The 14,105-nt window shown below is 41.5% G+C and carries 12 protein-coding genes, 1 tRNA gene and 1 pseudogene; 2 read left to right on the top strand and 12 right to left on the bottom strand.

Annotated elements, in window-relative coordinates:
• Positions 1 to 6: 6 nt before the first annotated feature.
• The 4 genes from ybeY to AC1EKT_RS01290 all read right to left on the bottom strand — a co-directional run bounded on the left by ybeY (position 7) and on the right by AC1EKT_RS01290 (position 3,041).
• Positions 7 to 567, bottom strand: a complete 561-nt coding sequence (ybeY, locus tag AC1EKT_RS01305; RefSeq protein ID WP_064340645.1) for an rRNA maturation RNase YbeY — start codon at positions 565 to 567, stop codon at positions 7 to 9.
• A gap of 3 nt (positions 568 to 570) precedes the next feature.
• The gene (locus AC1EKT_RS01300; RefSeq protein WP_391495826.1) at positions 571 to 1,764 is read right to left on the bottom strand and encodes a PhoH family protein; all 1,194 of its coding nucleotides are present in this window, start codon (positions 1,762 to 1,764) and stop codon (positions 571 to 573) included.
• A gap of 3 nt (positions 1,765 to 1,767) precedes the next feature.
• Positions 1,768 to 2,130 (bottom strand): histidine triad nucleotide-binding protein, encoded by a 363-nt coding sequence (locus AC1EKT_RS01295; protein ID WP_004106318.1) that lies wholly within the window; start codon positions 2,128 to 2,130, stop codon positions 1,768 to 1,770.
• Positions 2,131 to 2,243: 113 nt separating this feature from the next.
• Complete coding sequence (locus AC1EKT_RS01290) at positions 2,244 to 3,041, bottom strand: 16S rRNA (uracil(1498)-N(3))-methyltransferase (protein ID WP_415687164.1); 798 nt, start codon at positions 3,039 to 3,041, stop codon at positions 2,244 to 2,246.
• 453 nt (positions 3,042 to 3,494) lie between these two features.
• Here AC1EKT_RS01290 and AC1EKT_RS01285 point away from each other — a divergent pair, with 453 nt between their 5' ends.
• Positions 3,495 to 4,589 (top strand): succinate dehydrogenase/fumarate reductase iron-sulfur subunit, encoded by a 1,095-nt coding sequence (locus tag AC1EKT_RS01285; protein ID WP_481615925.1) that lies wholly within the window; start codon positions 3,495 to 3,497, stop codon positions 4,587 to 4,589.
• A 1-nt stretch (position 4,590) separates the two neighbouring features.
• On the opposite strand, the gene AC1EKT_RS01280 is transcribed toward AC1EKT_RS01285, so the two are convergent.
• The 5 genes and pseudogenes from AC1EKT_RS01280 to AC1EKT_RS01260 form a co-directional block, all read right to left on the bottom strand.
• A complete protein-coding gene (locus AC1EKT_RS01280; RefSeq protein ID WP_415682919.1) occupies positions 4,591 to 5,394 on the bottom strand; it encodes an LOG family protein in 804 nt (267 codons plus the stop codon).
• 72 nt (positions 5,395 to 5,466) lie between these two features.
• Positions 5,467 to 6,705, bottom strand: a pseudogene (locus tag AC1EKT_RS01275) (Na+/H+ antiporter NhaA); the annotation flags it as partial.
• A gap of 179 nt (positions 6,706 to 6,884) precedes the next feature.
• Positions 6,885 to 6,958, bottom strand: a tRNA-Arg gene (locus tag AC1EKT_RS01270).
• 153 nt (positions 6,959 to 7,111) lie between these two features.
• Positions 7,112 to 7,786 carry an ATP-dependent Clp protease proteolytic subunit gene (locus AC1EKT_RS01265; RefSeq protein WP_415682917.1) on the bottom strand — a complete coding sequence of 225 codons (675 nt, stop codon included), beginning with the start codon at positions 7,784 to 7,786 and terminating at the stop codon, positions 7,112 to 7,114.
• A gap of 2 nt (positions 7,787 to 7,788) precedes the next feature.
• Complete coding sequence (locus AC1EKT_RS01260; protein ID WP_415682916.1) at positions 7,789 to 8,400, bottom strand: ATP-dependent Clp protease proteolytic subunit; 612 nt, start codon at positions 8,398 to 8,400, stop codon at positions 7,789 to 7,791.
• A gap of 212 nt (positions 8,401 to 8,612) precedes the next feature.
• On the opposite strand from AC1EKT_RS01260, the gene AC1EKT_RS01255 reads away from it, so the two are divergent.
• Positions 8,613 to 9,437 carry a hypothetical protein gene (locus tag AC1EKT_RS01255; protein WP_415686780.1) on the top strand — a complete coding sequence of 275 codons (825 nt, stop codon included), beginning with the start codon at positions 8,613 to 8,615 and terminating at the stop codon, positions 9,435 to 9,437.
• Between the two features lie 133 nt (positions 9,438 to 9,570).
• On the opposite strand, the gene AC1EKT_RS01250 is transcribed toward AC1EKT_RS01255, so the two are convergent.
• From AC1EKT_RS01250 to AC1EKT_RS01240, 3 genes are all read right to left on the bottom strand, one after another.
• Positions 9,571 to 10,860 carry a chloride channel protein gene (locus AC1EKT_RS01250; protein WP_415687160.1) on the bottom strand — a complete coding sequence of 430 codons (1,290 nt, stop codon included), beginning with the start codon at positions 10,858 to 10,860 and terminating at the stop codon, positions 9,571 to 9,573.
• Positions 10,861 to 11,117: 257 nt separating this feature from the next.
• Entirely contained in the window at positions 11,118 to 12,467 is a 1,350-nt protein-coding gene (tig, locus tag AC1EKT_RS01245) for a trigger factor (RefSeq protein WP_012914242.1), read from the bottom strand.
• A gap of 53 nt (positions 12,468 to 12,520) precedes the next feature.
• Positions 12,521 to 13,951 (bottom strand): HRDC domain-containing protein, encoded by a 1,431-nt coding sequence (locus AC1EKT_RS01240; protein ID WP_415687158.1) that lies wholly within the window; start codon positions 13,949 to 13,951, stop codon positions 12,521 to 12,523.
• Between the last annotated feature and the right edge of the window lie 154 nt (positions 13,952 to 14,105).

Here is a 14,105-nt window from a genome sequence, read left to right as displayed (position 1 = left end):
TGCGCTTTAATGCTGTTTTTTATTTTTATTTTTGACGCTACTCGCTTCATGCTCAGCATCGTAACGCTCAAGCTCGTTTACTGCACCTTCTGGCAAAGTTGCATCATACAATTCTCCAGATCTAGCAGCGAAAAAAGTAAGCATTAGTTGACGTTGCAAACCAAACATTTGCTTTTCTTCTTCCGGAGTAGTGTGATCGTAGCCAAGCAAATGCAAAATACCATGAATAGTTAGCAACAACATTTCTTCCATAGTACTGTGCCCAGCTGCGAGCGCCTGCTGTTGAGCAACCCACGGGCAAATCACCAAGTCTCCAAGCATTCCTTCAGAAACTTTTTCATCGCTTCCAGGAGTAAGCTCGTCCATTGGGAAACTCATAACATCCGTTGGGCCTTCTAGGTTCATCCAACGTTCATGCAAACAAGCAATTGGCTCTGGATCAACAAAAGTAATCGATAAATCCGAATGCGTACTTACTTTCATTTGTTGAAGAACCCACATTCCAAGATCCGAGAAGATTTTAGCGTCAATATTCCACACTGTTTCATTCATGACTTCAATGCTCATGATTTATTCGTTATTCCTCTCAGTAGATTCTTTAGTACGTTCACGTTTTTTACGCTCAAGCATTGCATCGTAATTTTCGTATGCTTCCACAATACGACCAACCAAAGCATGACGCACAACGTCTTCTGCTTGCAAATGCACAAAAGCAATATCTTTAACTTCGCCCAAAATCTTCTCAATAGAAACAAGACCAGAACGCACAACTGCTAAATCAACTTGCGTACTATCTCCTGTAATCACCATGGTTGTATTAAAACCGAGTCGAGTTAGGAACATTTTTAATTGCTGAACAGTCGCATTTTGTGCTTCATCAAGGATAACAAAAGCATCGTTTAATGTGCGACCTCGCATATAAGCAAGAGGAGCAACTTCAACAACATTCTCGTCAAGATAGCGTTTTAATTGTGCAGATCCAAGCATGTCAGAAAGTGCATCATAGAGTGGGCGCAAATATGGATCAACTTTATCGTTTAAAGTACCAGGCAAGAATCCTAAGTTTTCGCCAGCTTCAACAGCAGGACGAGTAAGAACAATTCTGCGAACTCTTCCATCTTCCAATGCACGAACAGCTTTAGCAACTGCTAAATACGTTTTTCCGGTACCTGCAGGACCAATTCCAAACGTTACAATATTGCAATCCATTGCTTGCACGTACGCTGTTTGACCAGCAGTTTTTGCGCGAACAGGATTTCCTCCAGCAAACGTAATCACGCCTTTACTCATTCGAGCTCTTCTGCTCATAGCACGGCGATGCGCTTCTTCGTTAGAAGGCAACAGCTCACTTGAATCTCTTGAAAACTCATTTTCAGCACGCGAAACAGAATTATTAATTGCATACGACGAAGAAATAATACTATTTCCAAGCACTCCACCATCATGACCGATACGGTTTATACGCACATTGTGTTCATCGTTATGCAAAATATCACGCTCAAGCATGCGTCTTACTTCGTACGCATCCATAGGTTGTTCGTAAGCTGCATCAATCATGCGCCTAAACGCATACTCAGCTTTAGCTGCATCTTCATCTGCTCTAGCTGAACGAGCAACAATTTGAACATCTTTGCCTCGCACAGTAATATCTGCTTCTGGAAAAGCATGTTCTACTTCACGCAAACCAGCATCTGCAGCACCTAAAACTGCAACCGAGCTTAATTCGCTAGGAATTTGCACAAAACGCGTAGTACTTTTCGTCACGGTTTACAAGCTACCTTCTACAAGTTTTTCGCCAGTCAATACATGAGCATGAACATGAAACACTGTTTGACCAGCATCAATACCAGTATTAAATACGAGTCGATAATCACCGTTGAATTCATCATCAGCAATTTTTTGTGCGACACCAGCAATATGAGCCAAAGTTTCAGGAGCTTTACTAGCAAGCTCAGCAACATTCTTATAGTGATTGCGTGGCACAATCAGCACATGCACTTTTGCTTGCGGATTAATATCTTTAAAAGCAACTACCGAATCGTCTTCATAAACTCTGCTGCTCGGTATTTCCCCAGCAACAATTTTACAAAAAATGCAATCAGCATCAGTATTGTAAGTGATATCACTCATTGTTTCTCCCCTATTTGTTACTAAATGAAATCAACGCCAAAAGCCAAAAAGCAATCGACGCTCTTCTTATTATTTTACACAATTATGAGCACTTTTAGATACGATTTATGCGATTATTCGTAACGTCCTAAAGCGCGCGAAAGAAGAGAAAGAGCTACAGGACCTGCAGTAGATGCGCGAAGAATATTACTGCCTAAAACGCAGCTTTTAGCACCAGCATCAATAAACATTGACACTTCATCGTCACTAATACCGCCTTCTGGCCCAACCAAAACGTAAACAGTACGCTCTTTACCATCCTCCAAACAGCGCTCGCTAAGAGTATTTACTGCTTGTTCTATTTGATTCCAGCAATCAGTTGCGTCTTGATGCAATACAACTACGAGATTTCCGTAAACGCACGCACGTCTACATATTGCCACTATTTGCTTGCTTGAAACACATTCTTGAAGTTCAGGCATCCATGCTCGGCGAGATTGCTCTGTAGCAGACTGTAAAACCTGACTCCAACGCTTATCTGTGCGACCAGGTTTCCACTTTGCAATTGAACGATCCGCACACCAAGGGATTACTTCATCCACGCCAATTTGCGTAGCCATATCAATTGCTTGCTCATCGTGACCTGTTTTTGCCAAAGCTTGAACAAGCGCAAGTCTAGTCATGCGAGGAGCTTCCCTAGTAAATGCTTCTACACGAACCAAGCCGTTTTCGACATCCGTAACTTTTGCGTGAATGCGCAAGCCTTTGCCGTCAGAAAGTTGCAAAGCATCGCCTTCTGATAACCGCATTGCGGATATAGCGTGACGTTTTACTTGAGATGGAAGCGCAATCGTCCACCCTTCTTCGATTCCTTCTGCAAGCACAGGAGCATTATCGTGATCAGTATCAAGCAAAAATAAAGCGTCAGTCATAGTTCAAGCCTAACGTGAGGAGCAAGACAAACTTCAAAAACAGTAATCAAGCTACAAGTTTATATTACAATTCGTTTAATGTGGCGCGAGTTTCGTGGGATTTCTCTCCTCGCACGTCCCGTCCTTCAGTCGCTTTGGCTGTTAAAGGTTTTACTGTCTGCTTTGTTCTTTAAGGAATGTTGCTTCCTCAGTCCTCTTTTAGTGCTCGTAGAGAAATCCCCCAAACTCTGCGTGTTTAATCGTTAATAACCTCATTCAATCGCAGAGATTTTTCGATTTTTCTTCTTCGCTTGGCGAATCAGCAGCCTGCGGCTCTGACGTTCGCCGCGCTCAGTGCGAAAAATCTCAAATCTCTACCACACGAATATCCACGCGACTAAATAACGACGCAATCAGTTCTAGTTCTGTGCAAGTATTGTGGCAAACTAGAACAGTACGTATTGGAGGTTTGCAATGAGTAATGAGCTTGGTGATAACACTGCGCTTGTTACTTTGCGTATTTCACGCTTTACTCCATTTAATAAATCTGAAGATGATTCAAACAGTAAACAGACAGAGCACAAGCGCAGAGAAAGTCCTTTTGCGCGCAGAAAGCGCAGTAATCCTTTCGCAAAACTAGATTCTTCAGAAAATAACATAAATAATTCTTCAAAATCTAGTGAATCCAGAATATCTAGTGAATCCAGTGAATCTTCCGAATCTTACGAATCTTCTCCAAAACGAATTCAAGGTAAGCATTGGGTTCAAGATTACAGTTTACGCGTTCATTCTACTGACACTATTCTTGACTGTTTACTAGCTATTAAACGCACAATCGACCCAACTTTAGCTTTCCGATACTCATGCGGTCACGGCGTTTGCGGTTCTGACGCTGCAAACGTAAATGGCATGCCAACCTTACTATGCAGTGCAACTATTGGCGCAAACGCACGTCCTGAAAGCACAAATAGCGTGCAATCTCGAGGCTTTAGAAAAACTGGCACTGCTAGCAGCTCCTCACAGTCGGAAAAATCGCCAACTTTACAGCAAAAATCTAAAGAAACTACCACTTTGCAAAATGGCACTTTTGGTATTATTGAGCTTGCTCCACTTTCAGGATTTGCAGTTCAGCGAGATCTTATTTGCGATATTTCGCCTATGATTTCACAAATAAAACGCTTAGAACCTTATTTGCAAGCATCTAACGTTTCTACGAGAAATACTGAAGGGAAACTCCAGCTTATTGAGTTTTTGCAACATCCTGAGGAACTTAAAAAATTTGAGCTTTTGAGCAATTGCATTATGTGCGGTGCTTGCGAAGGAATTTGCCCAATTTATGCAGGCGGAGAAGCCTTTATTGGGCCTGCAGCATTGGTTAATGCGGCTCGTTTTATTTACGATTCCAGAGACAACGCAACAGAGCATCGTCTTGATCTAATAGACAGCAGTGACGGTATTAGCGCATGCCAGTCAGTTAGAGCATGTTCAAGACAATGCCCTCGCGGAATTGATATTGGCGAAGAAATTTGGCAGCTTACAACGCTTGTAAACGAGCGCAAAAACTCTTAGATTATTCAATTCCAGATGCTATGCGCACCGCCTCTATTGGGTCGTCCGTGACAGCAAACAAGTGCGGGTCTAATGAAGAAATAAAACCTCGTTGAGTTACTGTAGACTTCAGCCAGTCAATCAAACCATTCCAATACGAAGTACCGAAAAGAACAACAGGCACGCGCGCAACCTTATGAGTTTGCACTAAAGTCAAAGCTTCAAACATTTCATCCATCGTGCCAAAACCGCCAGGGCACACAATAATTCCAGAAGAATACTTCATAAACATTGTTTTACGCACAAAAAAATACCTAAATTGCATGCCAAGATTAATCCACTTATTCAAACCCTGCTCATGAGGAAGCTCAATCCCCAATCCTACAGACGTACCACCAGCTTCTGTAGCTCCACGGTTTGCAGCTTCCATAATTCCAGGACCGCCACCTGTAATAACAGCAAAACCGCGTTTTGCGAGCTCTGAACCCATAGTGCGAGCTAAAGAATACTCGGGATCGTTTTCTTTTATTCGAGCAGAGCCAAAAATACTAACAGCTTTACCTAACGATGCGAGCGCGTCAAAACCATCAACAAACTCAGCTTGAATACGTAGCGCGCGCCACGGATCCGCGCTACGCCAATCCCATCTCTTATCTACTTCTACACCAACTCCAGAAACAAGCTGCTGATTGTTATCGTTACGAAGAAGCGTTTCTGTAGTGCTCTCCTTAGGAATCATAGAACCGCGCATTACAACAGAACCACGATGATACGTGTTATTCCAAGGTGGAACATCTACTGAAAAATCTTCTTTACTATCAGACATGACTTCTCCTAGAAATTTACTTTCAAATATTTTGAAAATAATAATTAAAAACTAGTCTTCAACTTCATCTAATTCTTCTTCCATATGCTTTGCTTGCATAGAAAGTAAGAAGCCAGAAACTCCTGCAGCAACAATAGAAGCAACAAGAACACCAAAACGTGCTTCAGCAGACAAATCTGCATCAGAATACGCAAGCGAAGCAATAAGAAGGGAAACAGTGAAACCAATTCCACACGCACATGCTGTTGGTATTAAATCTGCTACGCGAAGACCATCAGGAACTTTCAAACCTAGAACACGCTTTGATATCCAAGCAGTTACCATAATTCCAACAGGTTTACCAATAACAAGAGCAATAGTGATAGCGATCAAAATTGGCGAGAAGAACAGCTCCCAAGTCAATGTTTCAAAATGCACTCCTGTAGCGAAAAGAGCGAAAATTGGAAGAGCCAATAGTGCAGAAACAGGCTGAATTTTTTCGCGATAGCGTTCAGCACGAAGCGTTTTTTCGCCATGAACTAAATGCGCTGGAGTTAGCAAACCAACCATTACTCCAGCTAAAGTTGGATGCACGCCAGCTTCATACATCATAACCCAAGCCATAATTCCTACTATTGCAACCAACGGCCATGGAACGCGCTTCAAACGCACTAAAGTAGTCCAAACTAAACCGCAAGCAATTACTCCAGCAAACCAATACCATGCGTTAAGAGAAGAGAAGAACACAGCAATAAGTGCTATTCCAAGCAAATCGTCTACTGTAGCAAGAGTCATAAGAAATGCGCGCAAAGCGTGTGGCAAAGTTTTTGCAAATAAAGCAAGAACAGCAAGAGAGAAAGCTATATCTGTTGCCGTAGGTATTGCCCACCCGTCACGAACCATATCAAGTGAAGGTAAAGCGCCAGAAGTAAGACGCATAATCTCCTGTCCAGCATGCAATTCAGAAAATACAGTTACTGTAGCAACAAACAGCAAAGGAGGCACAACCATTCCACCAACAGCGCAAATCATTGGCATTGCAGCTGCTCGAGGGTCAGAAAGCGAGCCAGCAATAAGTTCGTGTTTTAAATCTAAGCCAACTGACAGGAAGAAAATAGTTAGCACGCCGTCTTGCACCCAGTGACCAATTGACATATGTATATTCGTCCACGGAATTCCTACATGAGTATGCGAGACAGCTTCAAATATTGGCGCTGTTAAAGGAATGTTTGCAAGCAATAAGCCGCTAAGAGCGAAACCAAGCATAATTAAACCAGAAATTCTCTCATTATTTGCAATATTGCAAGCTATTCTCCAACTGCGTCGTATCATATTGTAAATATTTCCTCCACTAAATGCATTTATAGCGTTTATACGTTTATATAACGTTTATAACGTTTTATAGTGCAAAATATGTGATTCGCACTTTCAAGTATAACTGAGAGGCATAAACCGAGCGAGTTGCATACGAATAAAAAAAAACGCGGAGCAAAAGCTTCGCGTTTTGTTTGTGCGCCAGACAGGATTCGAACCTGCAACCTTCTGATCCGTAGTCAGATGCTCTAATCCGTTGGGCTACTGGCGCATGTTTCCAGCCTCAAGAACCATGTCCTTGTTTCCGGCAACTTGACTAATATACAACCATCCGCACTAAAACACAAACCCCGGCGTGTCGACCGGGGTTTGTTGTTAAGAAATGCAAGAATCGATAAATTCTCACTACTTTGTAAAGATTGAATTATGATCTGCGCTCAAGCACTTCGTCAACCATTCCATAAGCTTTAGCTTCTGGAGCAGTCAAAATAGTATCCACTTCAATATCTTTACGGATGCGCTCAATATCTTGACCAGTATGCTTTGCAAGAGTTGATTCTAACCAAGAACGCAAACGCAACATTTCCTTAGCTTGAAGCTCAATTTCAGTAGCTTTACCAAAATCTTGACCCATTGCAGGCTGATGAATAAGCACACGCGCATTTGGCAAAATCATGCGCTTACCAGCAGCTCCAGCAGCAAGAATAATAGCAGCAGCAGAAGCAGCTTGACCTAAGCAAACAGTTTGAACATCTGGATTAATGTATTGCATTGTGTCATAAATCGCAGTCATAGCAGTCATCGAACCACCAGGTGAATTAATGTACATCATCACATCGCGATCAGAATCCATGCTTTCTAAAACAAGCAACTGAGCCATAATGTCGTCAGCAGAAGTGTCATCTACTTGCACACCCATGAAAATAATGCGATCTTCAAACAGCTTAGTGTAAGGATCTTGCGTTTTCATGCCGTATGGAGTTTGCTCGCCAAATTGAGGCAACACGTAACGATTAGCAATGCGCTGAGCAGAAGTAACACCGCCAAAACCAGCTAAACGCTCGGCACGCGCAACAAACTTTGCTTCTTCACTTGCCATAATTACTCCTCACCGCGCATAGAAGCAGGAGTGGTCACAATTTTATCTACGAAACCATACTCCAAAGCTTGCTGAGCTGTAAACCAGTGATCGTATTCGTTATCTCGGTAAATTTCCTCTACCGTATGACCAGTCTGCTTTGCAGTCAATTCAGAAAGCGTTTTTTTCATATCCATAATAAGCTCTGCGTTAATTCGCACATCCGTAGCAGTACCACCGATACCGCCAGAAGGTTGATGCATAAGCACACGAGCATGCGAGGTAATATAACGCTTGCCAGGAGTGCCAGAACTAAGCAAGAACTGACCCATAGATGCAGCCATGCCGACAGCAATAGTCGCAACATCCGGCTCAATTAATTGCATAGTATCGTAAATTGCCATACCAGCAGTAATTGAACCTCCAGGCGAATTAATATACAGCCAAATATCCTTCTTAGGATCTTCCGCAGCAAGCATTAACATTTGTGCGCAAATAACATTAGCATTCTCGTCTTTTACTTCAGATCCCAACCAAATAATGCGATCTTTTAGCAACCGATTAAAAATAGGATCGGTTAATGTAGGCGCTTCAGCCTGTTCCATCACAGGAGAAGCTGTAAAAAGTTCAGTCACTATATCTCCTTGTTATCACGTAATTATTTCTACACTACATTGTGCGCATGACCGCATAGAAAATATTGCGAATATTATTTGAATTGAATATTTTCACCAAATTTCTAAATTTTATCCACATCGACACATGTAATTTTTACTTATTATCTCACGTTAGTATGCATTATTTAGTATATTTTTATTGGATCATCAATTCATTATAAGGAGTAATTATGGATCCTAACCAATTGTCAGACAACAACTACCCTCCTGCTCCGATGCCAAATAACGAGTATCCAAATAATGGTTACCAAAATAATACATACCCAAATAATGTAAATCCAAACAATGGGTACCAAAACAACGGTTATGAAAACAACGGATACCAAAATAATGGATATCAAAATAATGGATATCAAAACAATGGGTACCAAAACAATGGTTATGAAAACAATGGATACCAAAACAACGGGTACCAAAACAATAATTACCCTAATAATGTAAATCCAAACAATGGTTATCAACCAAACGTATATCAAAATAATCAACAACCAGTTAACAACTATCCTGCAAACGCTTATCCAAATGCAACAAATACAAGTGCTCATAAGTCAAAATACATTTGGCTTATTACTGTCATAGTTGTAGCAGTAGTTGCAGTAGGCGGATACGTAATTTTGACTAATCTTAAACCGAATTACAATTGCTCTGCACCAAGAAGCGCAAATATCGAAGAATATGTACACTGCCATCCAGCGGAAATTGAAAAAGTAACTAGTGCATTAGCCAATAACGGCTCACCATTCAACGTAACGTTTGACGCTAAAGGCGATCAGCTCAATATAAACGCAAAGTCAAAAAGACACCTATCTGATTGGGAAATTTCAACATTAAGGAATGGAATACAATCGTACGGCGATAGCTTATCGAGCATGATGTCACAATCAGCAAAGGATGATGTGAAAGAAAAAGTTATTGCACCAGTACGAGTGCATTTAATCTTCTCAAACGATGATGGAACTTTTATAACAGATAAAGAATTTAGTTATAATAATTAATTAAAAAGTAACTAAAATAACCAACATAACTAAAAAATATTTACTAATAACAAATGCGTCTTTGCTAATACTGAACTAGCATAGGCGCATTTATTTTGCACATATTGTATTTCCCATACTAAAAATTCAAACATTATTTGCGGCTAAAAATTTTTGGTATTATCGCTATGCTTCTAGATACAGCACAAGAAACAGCCATCGGAATAATCATAATCATAGGCACATTCACTAATTGCGCTACCAAAAAAAGCGCAAACCACAATGACTTTCGGCTTGCAGTTAATAGACTTGCAGCGCCAAAAATAGCAGCTATTATCAATAATTTTGGCTGACTTGATAACATGCTACCAACAAACGGAATGTTCATACTTATAAAACCTATAATCATTCCTACGCAAGCTCCAGACGACATACTCGGTTGAAGCACACCGCCACTTGCGCCAGCTCGAAGAGTGCAACTTGTTAAAATTATTTTTGCAACAAATAGTAGAAGCAAAGTTATCAAAGAGTTTTTGTCAATTGCAATACTTGTTTTTGCAATATTATATGCGTATTGTGCTAAAGCTCTACCATTGCCCATAATGGCTGGATTCCACGATGCAACTAATCCTGTTACTAAGCCCATTAGCGGCAAAAAATATAAGATTTGATAATTGTGAGCACACTTAGAGCGAGCCCAATGAATCATCTTATGGAAAAGAGTGCCAACAATACCGCAAGCAATGCCAACTATAATTGCAAGCATCAACACACTCGTGTTGACAATATGGATGTCATCAAGACTTGGCAAACAATAGTAAGGTTCATCTCCAAGCACAAAAATAGTAGTTAATGATGCAATTTCACTTATAAATAACGCAATAGTAAAAATACCAAATTTTTGTATAAGCCAATACCATTTCAAACGCTTTAAAGAAGATTTCGAGTCATGAGAAAAACATGGAATTGCAACCAAACCTAGCGCCATAATCGCACCCGCTATTGGAGCGCGATAAACTCCAGCTAAACCAGCACCAGCAGCACTTGCAACCAAAACGCGAGCTTGAAATTCACTGACTCGAATAAAGCGGAGTAACTTCTGAGTAAGCATTGCAGCCAATTCTCGAGGCGCAACTTCCCTACCTAAACTTGCGCCAGAAGCAACTATAAAAATTTGTAAACATACATGTATAATCGTCGTATGCCATGGCATCGATTGACCACGAACAGCATGAGCTATATCGACAATACGATTAGAAGATTTTGTCCATAACCACATCCAAATAATTGCAGCAACAGACATCACAATTAATACAACAGCAACGTAGTGCAATATTGGCAATCCAACTGGCGAAGGTTTAAGAGCAGATTCTGAAAATCCGAACATTACGTTTTGCACAGCATGTAGTAACAGAGTTAATAATATTGCACCAAACCCAGCCATAACTGCAACAAAAAAAGCAATAAGGCTTAATCGTAAACATGTAAAAACGTAGCTCAAACACTTACTAGGTTTTTTACTGCCTACTATTTGCAAATTGCGTTTTTCCATTAGCAGCAGCCTTCCTTATGTTATTTGTTTTTAATTTTATTTGTTTTTCACTTTCTTTAAAGTATAACAACAACACAAAAACCCAGAGCAAAAGCCCTGGGTTTTTAGCAAACATGAGAAAGTATAAACTTTTTCTTGTTTGAAAAATACTACTTAGAAAGTTCGTCAGCAACTTCTGCAGCAGCAGAAGCAGCCTTCACGCTTTCGTCTTCGTCATCATCCTCAGACAAGAATGCACTCAAGTCAAGAGCTTCTCCACCGGAAACGAACTTTACAGCACGCATACCAGCAAGCAAGCCCTTAGAGCGAGCAACTTCCTGTACAGCAGAACCAAGCTGACCGTTGTTAACGATTGCGTTAATGAACTGGTTTGGATCCATGCCGTACTGCTGAGCAACAGAAACCAAGAAGTTGGTGACGTCAGCCTGGGAAACAGTCACGTCCATCTGTTCAGCCAAAGCATCAAGAACCATCTGGTCGCGAAGTTCCTTCTCAGCAGCCTGCTGAGCTTCGTCCTTCTGCTTCTTGGTAGCTTTTTCAGGATCAGGGGTCATGCCCTTCAAATGCTCTGAAACAGCCTTATCCAAAACGCCCTTTGGTACAGGAATTTCAACTTCTTCTTGAAGCTTAACAAGGAATGCGTCACGAGCATTAGTTGCCTGACGACCTTCAGCAGCCTGCTCGCAAGCCTTGCGAATATCTGCCTTCAAATCCTTCAAAGTATCAAACTCGGAAGCTTCCTGAGCAAAATCATCATCAAGCTCTGGCAATTCCTGAGTCTTTACGGAATTAACCTTAACCTTGATCTGAGCCTTCTCGCCCTTGTGCTTGCCGGACTCGAGAGTACCTTCAAAGGTGGTTTCTTCACCGGCAGAAAGGCTATCCAAAGCCTCATCCAAACCGTCAAGTAACACACCGGAACCGATTTCGTAGCTTACGCCCTCTTGTGCATCAACTACTTCGTCATCGATACGAGCTTCCAAATCAATGTTAGTGTAATCACCCTTAGCTGCAGGACGGTCAACACCAACCAAAGTAGCAAAACGCTGACGGAGGCTTTCCAAGCGCTCCTTAACATCCTTGTCGGAAACCTTTGGCTTCTCAACTTCAATCTCAACGCCCTTGAACTTGTTCAACTTGAAATCTGGACGACGCTCAACTGTTGCTACAAACTTAAGACTTGCATCTGCATCAGTCGACGTTGGAACTTCCTGAACGTCAAATTCTGGCTGATCCATTGGGCGAATCTTCTTTTCTTCCAAAGCCTTGGAATAAAGCTCTGGTACAGCGGAATTTACGGCTTCGCCGGCAACAGCTGCGAAACCGACGCGCTGATCTACAATCTTGCCTGGCACATGTCCCTTACGGAAACCTGGCACGTTAATTTGCTTAGCAATCTCCTTACGAGCTTCTTCCAAGAATGGTTTGAAGTCTTCGAGATCTGCGGTAATGGTGAGCTTAACTTTAGTTGGCTCAAGATTCCTGACGCTGATTTTCACGCTTGCGCTCCTGAAATTACGTTTTTTCTAGCTTCTGCCGTATGGCACAACCGTTACATGATAGCGCGAGTTACGGACTCAGCTACCAATCGGGTTTGCCATTCGCGAGCACCATGCTCACTTAGGAATGTTTTAACATCAATATCTTGCGCATCATCATGCCAGCAAAGATTACGAATAATCTGTGGTTTGATAATAATTTCTGCAGGAGTATGAGTGTATTCAGAAATTTGATTTAACTCAGCTTTTACTCTTTGTAAACGCTCGTAACGCTTAGGATGATGTTCTCGCCAATATTTCATAGATCTAGGAGCGCTTTGGGAATCTTGCATATCCTGTAAATACTGCGAATCTGATGAATCATGGCAATCTTGACAATCGTTAGAACCTTGCGACTCGTCAGTATCTGTTGACTTAAGTACGCTAGTTTTACGAGATTCGCGCGAATTAAGTTGAATAGCTCCATTCGGCAGTACTGGGTGCACATCATCCATAGCTGTTTCACCAGATTTAGCGCGCAAAATAGCATTCTCTATAACGTTTTTCCAAATAGATGGTCTAATTTTGCGCTGAATTGGAGCGTAACGCTCGAACATTTTGTCTTGCTCACTGCCAGTGTGAATTCGCACTCGTTCATTCAAGGAACGAATAGCACGAAACGCACGCGCATTACTAGGTTTACGCTTACCAGCTTCAATAATTGCAGCGTCAGAAAGTAGCAGAGTTGGCGCAATATCGTATTCACGCGCTAAAGCATCTCGCTTTTGCCACAATGCTTTTGCAATAACTAAACCAACACGATCGTGCATAAGCACACTTATATGCGATATTTTAAGCCATGGACGTGGATGCGGAGCTTTCTTTTGTGCACCTTTATTAAGTAAGTGTTTAAATTCTTCTTCCGCCCAGGAAAGCTTACCTTGCTTTTTTAGCTCGCTACGCATTACTTCTTCTAGCTCAATAAGTAATTCAACATCTAAAGCTGCGTAATTTCGCCAATCTCTAGGAAGTGGGCGGTAAGACCAGTCCGCTGCAGAATGTTCTTTTGCAAGAGTAAGACCCAAATAATATTCAGTTACAGAGCTTAAACCAAAGCGCTTTCTACCAAGTAATTTAGCCGCTATCTCGGTATCAAATAAAGCACGCGGGCGCAAACCAATATCGAAAAATCCTGGCAAATCTTGCATCGAATCGTGGATAATCCAAGGCGCATCTCCTACTGCCTTGTTAAATTCGTTCCAATCAGCTCCAAGTTTTGTAAGTTCTATTGGATCCAGTAACCCTATTCCTGCACCTTTGCGTTTAAACTGAATCAGCCAATCTTCATGACTGTAACGAAAACCGGAAGCTCGCTCAGCGTCCGCAGCCAAAGGACCGGAACCTGCTGACAACAAGCTGCAATAATCTTTATATGCTTCAAGCGTATCAATGACTTCTGGAACTCCTTCTCTAGGCTCTTTTAAAAGCTTTGGTTCCTCGTTCAAGTACGCCTCCCAACTGCACGCTTTAGCCAAATTCTTACGCTTTTTGCAAAATATTCTGTACTTTTTGCAAAATATCCGTAAAAAAATATTTAAGCCGTGTTATAGATTATGCATCTTTAACACGGCTTCAACTTTCGCACACAACTACGACTAT

This window comes from Bifidobacterium sp. C0047B3 (assembly GCF_056590535.1).
Note: the sequence above shows the minus strand (reverse complement) of the source record. Positions and strands in the feature narration are given on the sequence as shown.

Coding starts and splice junctions, on each gene's coding strand:
- ybeY (WP_064340645.1), bottom strand. CDS start 567: ATGAGCATTGAAGTCATGAATGAAACAGTGTGGAATATTGACGCTAAA.
- AC1EKT_RS01295 (WP_004106318.1), bottom strand. CDS start 2,130: ATGAGTGATATCACTTACAATACTGATGCTGATTGCATTTTTTGTAAA.
- AC1EKT_RS01290 (WP_415687164.1), bottom strand. CDS start 3,041: ATGACTGACGCTTTATTTTTGCTTGATACTGATCACGATAATGCTCCT.
- AC1EKT_RS01285 (WP_481615925.1), top strand. CDS start 3,495: ATGAGTAATGAGCTTGGTGATAACACTGCGCTTGTTACTTTGCGTATT.
- AC1EKT_RS01280 (WP_415682919.1), bottom strand. CDS start 5,394: ATGTCTGATAGTAAAGAAGATTTTTCAGTAGATGTTCCACCTTGGAAT.
- AC1EKT_RS01265 (WP_415682917.1), bottom strand. CDS start 7,786: ATGGCAAGTGAAGAAGCAAAGTTTGTTGCGCGTGCCGAGCGTTTAGCT.
- AC1EKT_RS01255 (WP_415686780.1), top strand. CDS start 8,613: ATGGATCCTAACCAATTGTCAGACAACAACTACCCTCCTGCTCCGATG.
- AC1EKT_RS01250 (WP_415687160.1), bottom strand. CDS start 10,860: ATGGCTGGGTTTGGTGCAATATTATTAACTCTGTTACTACATGCTGTG.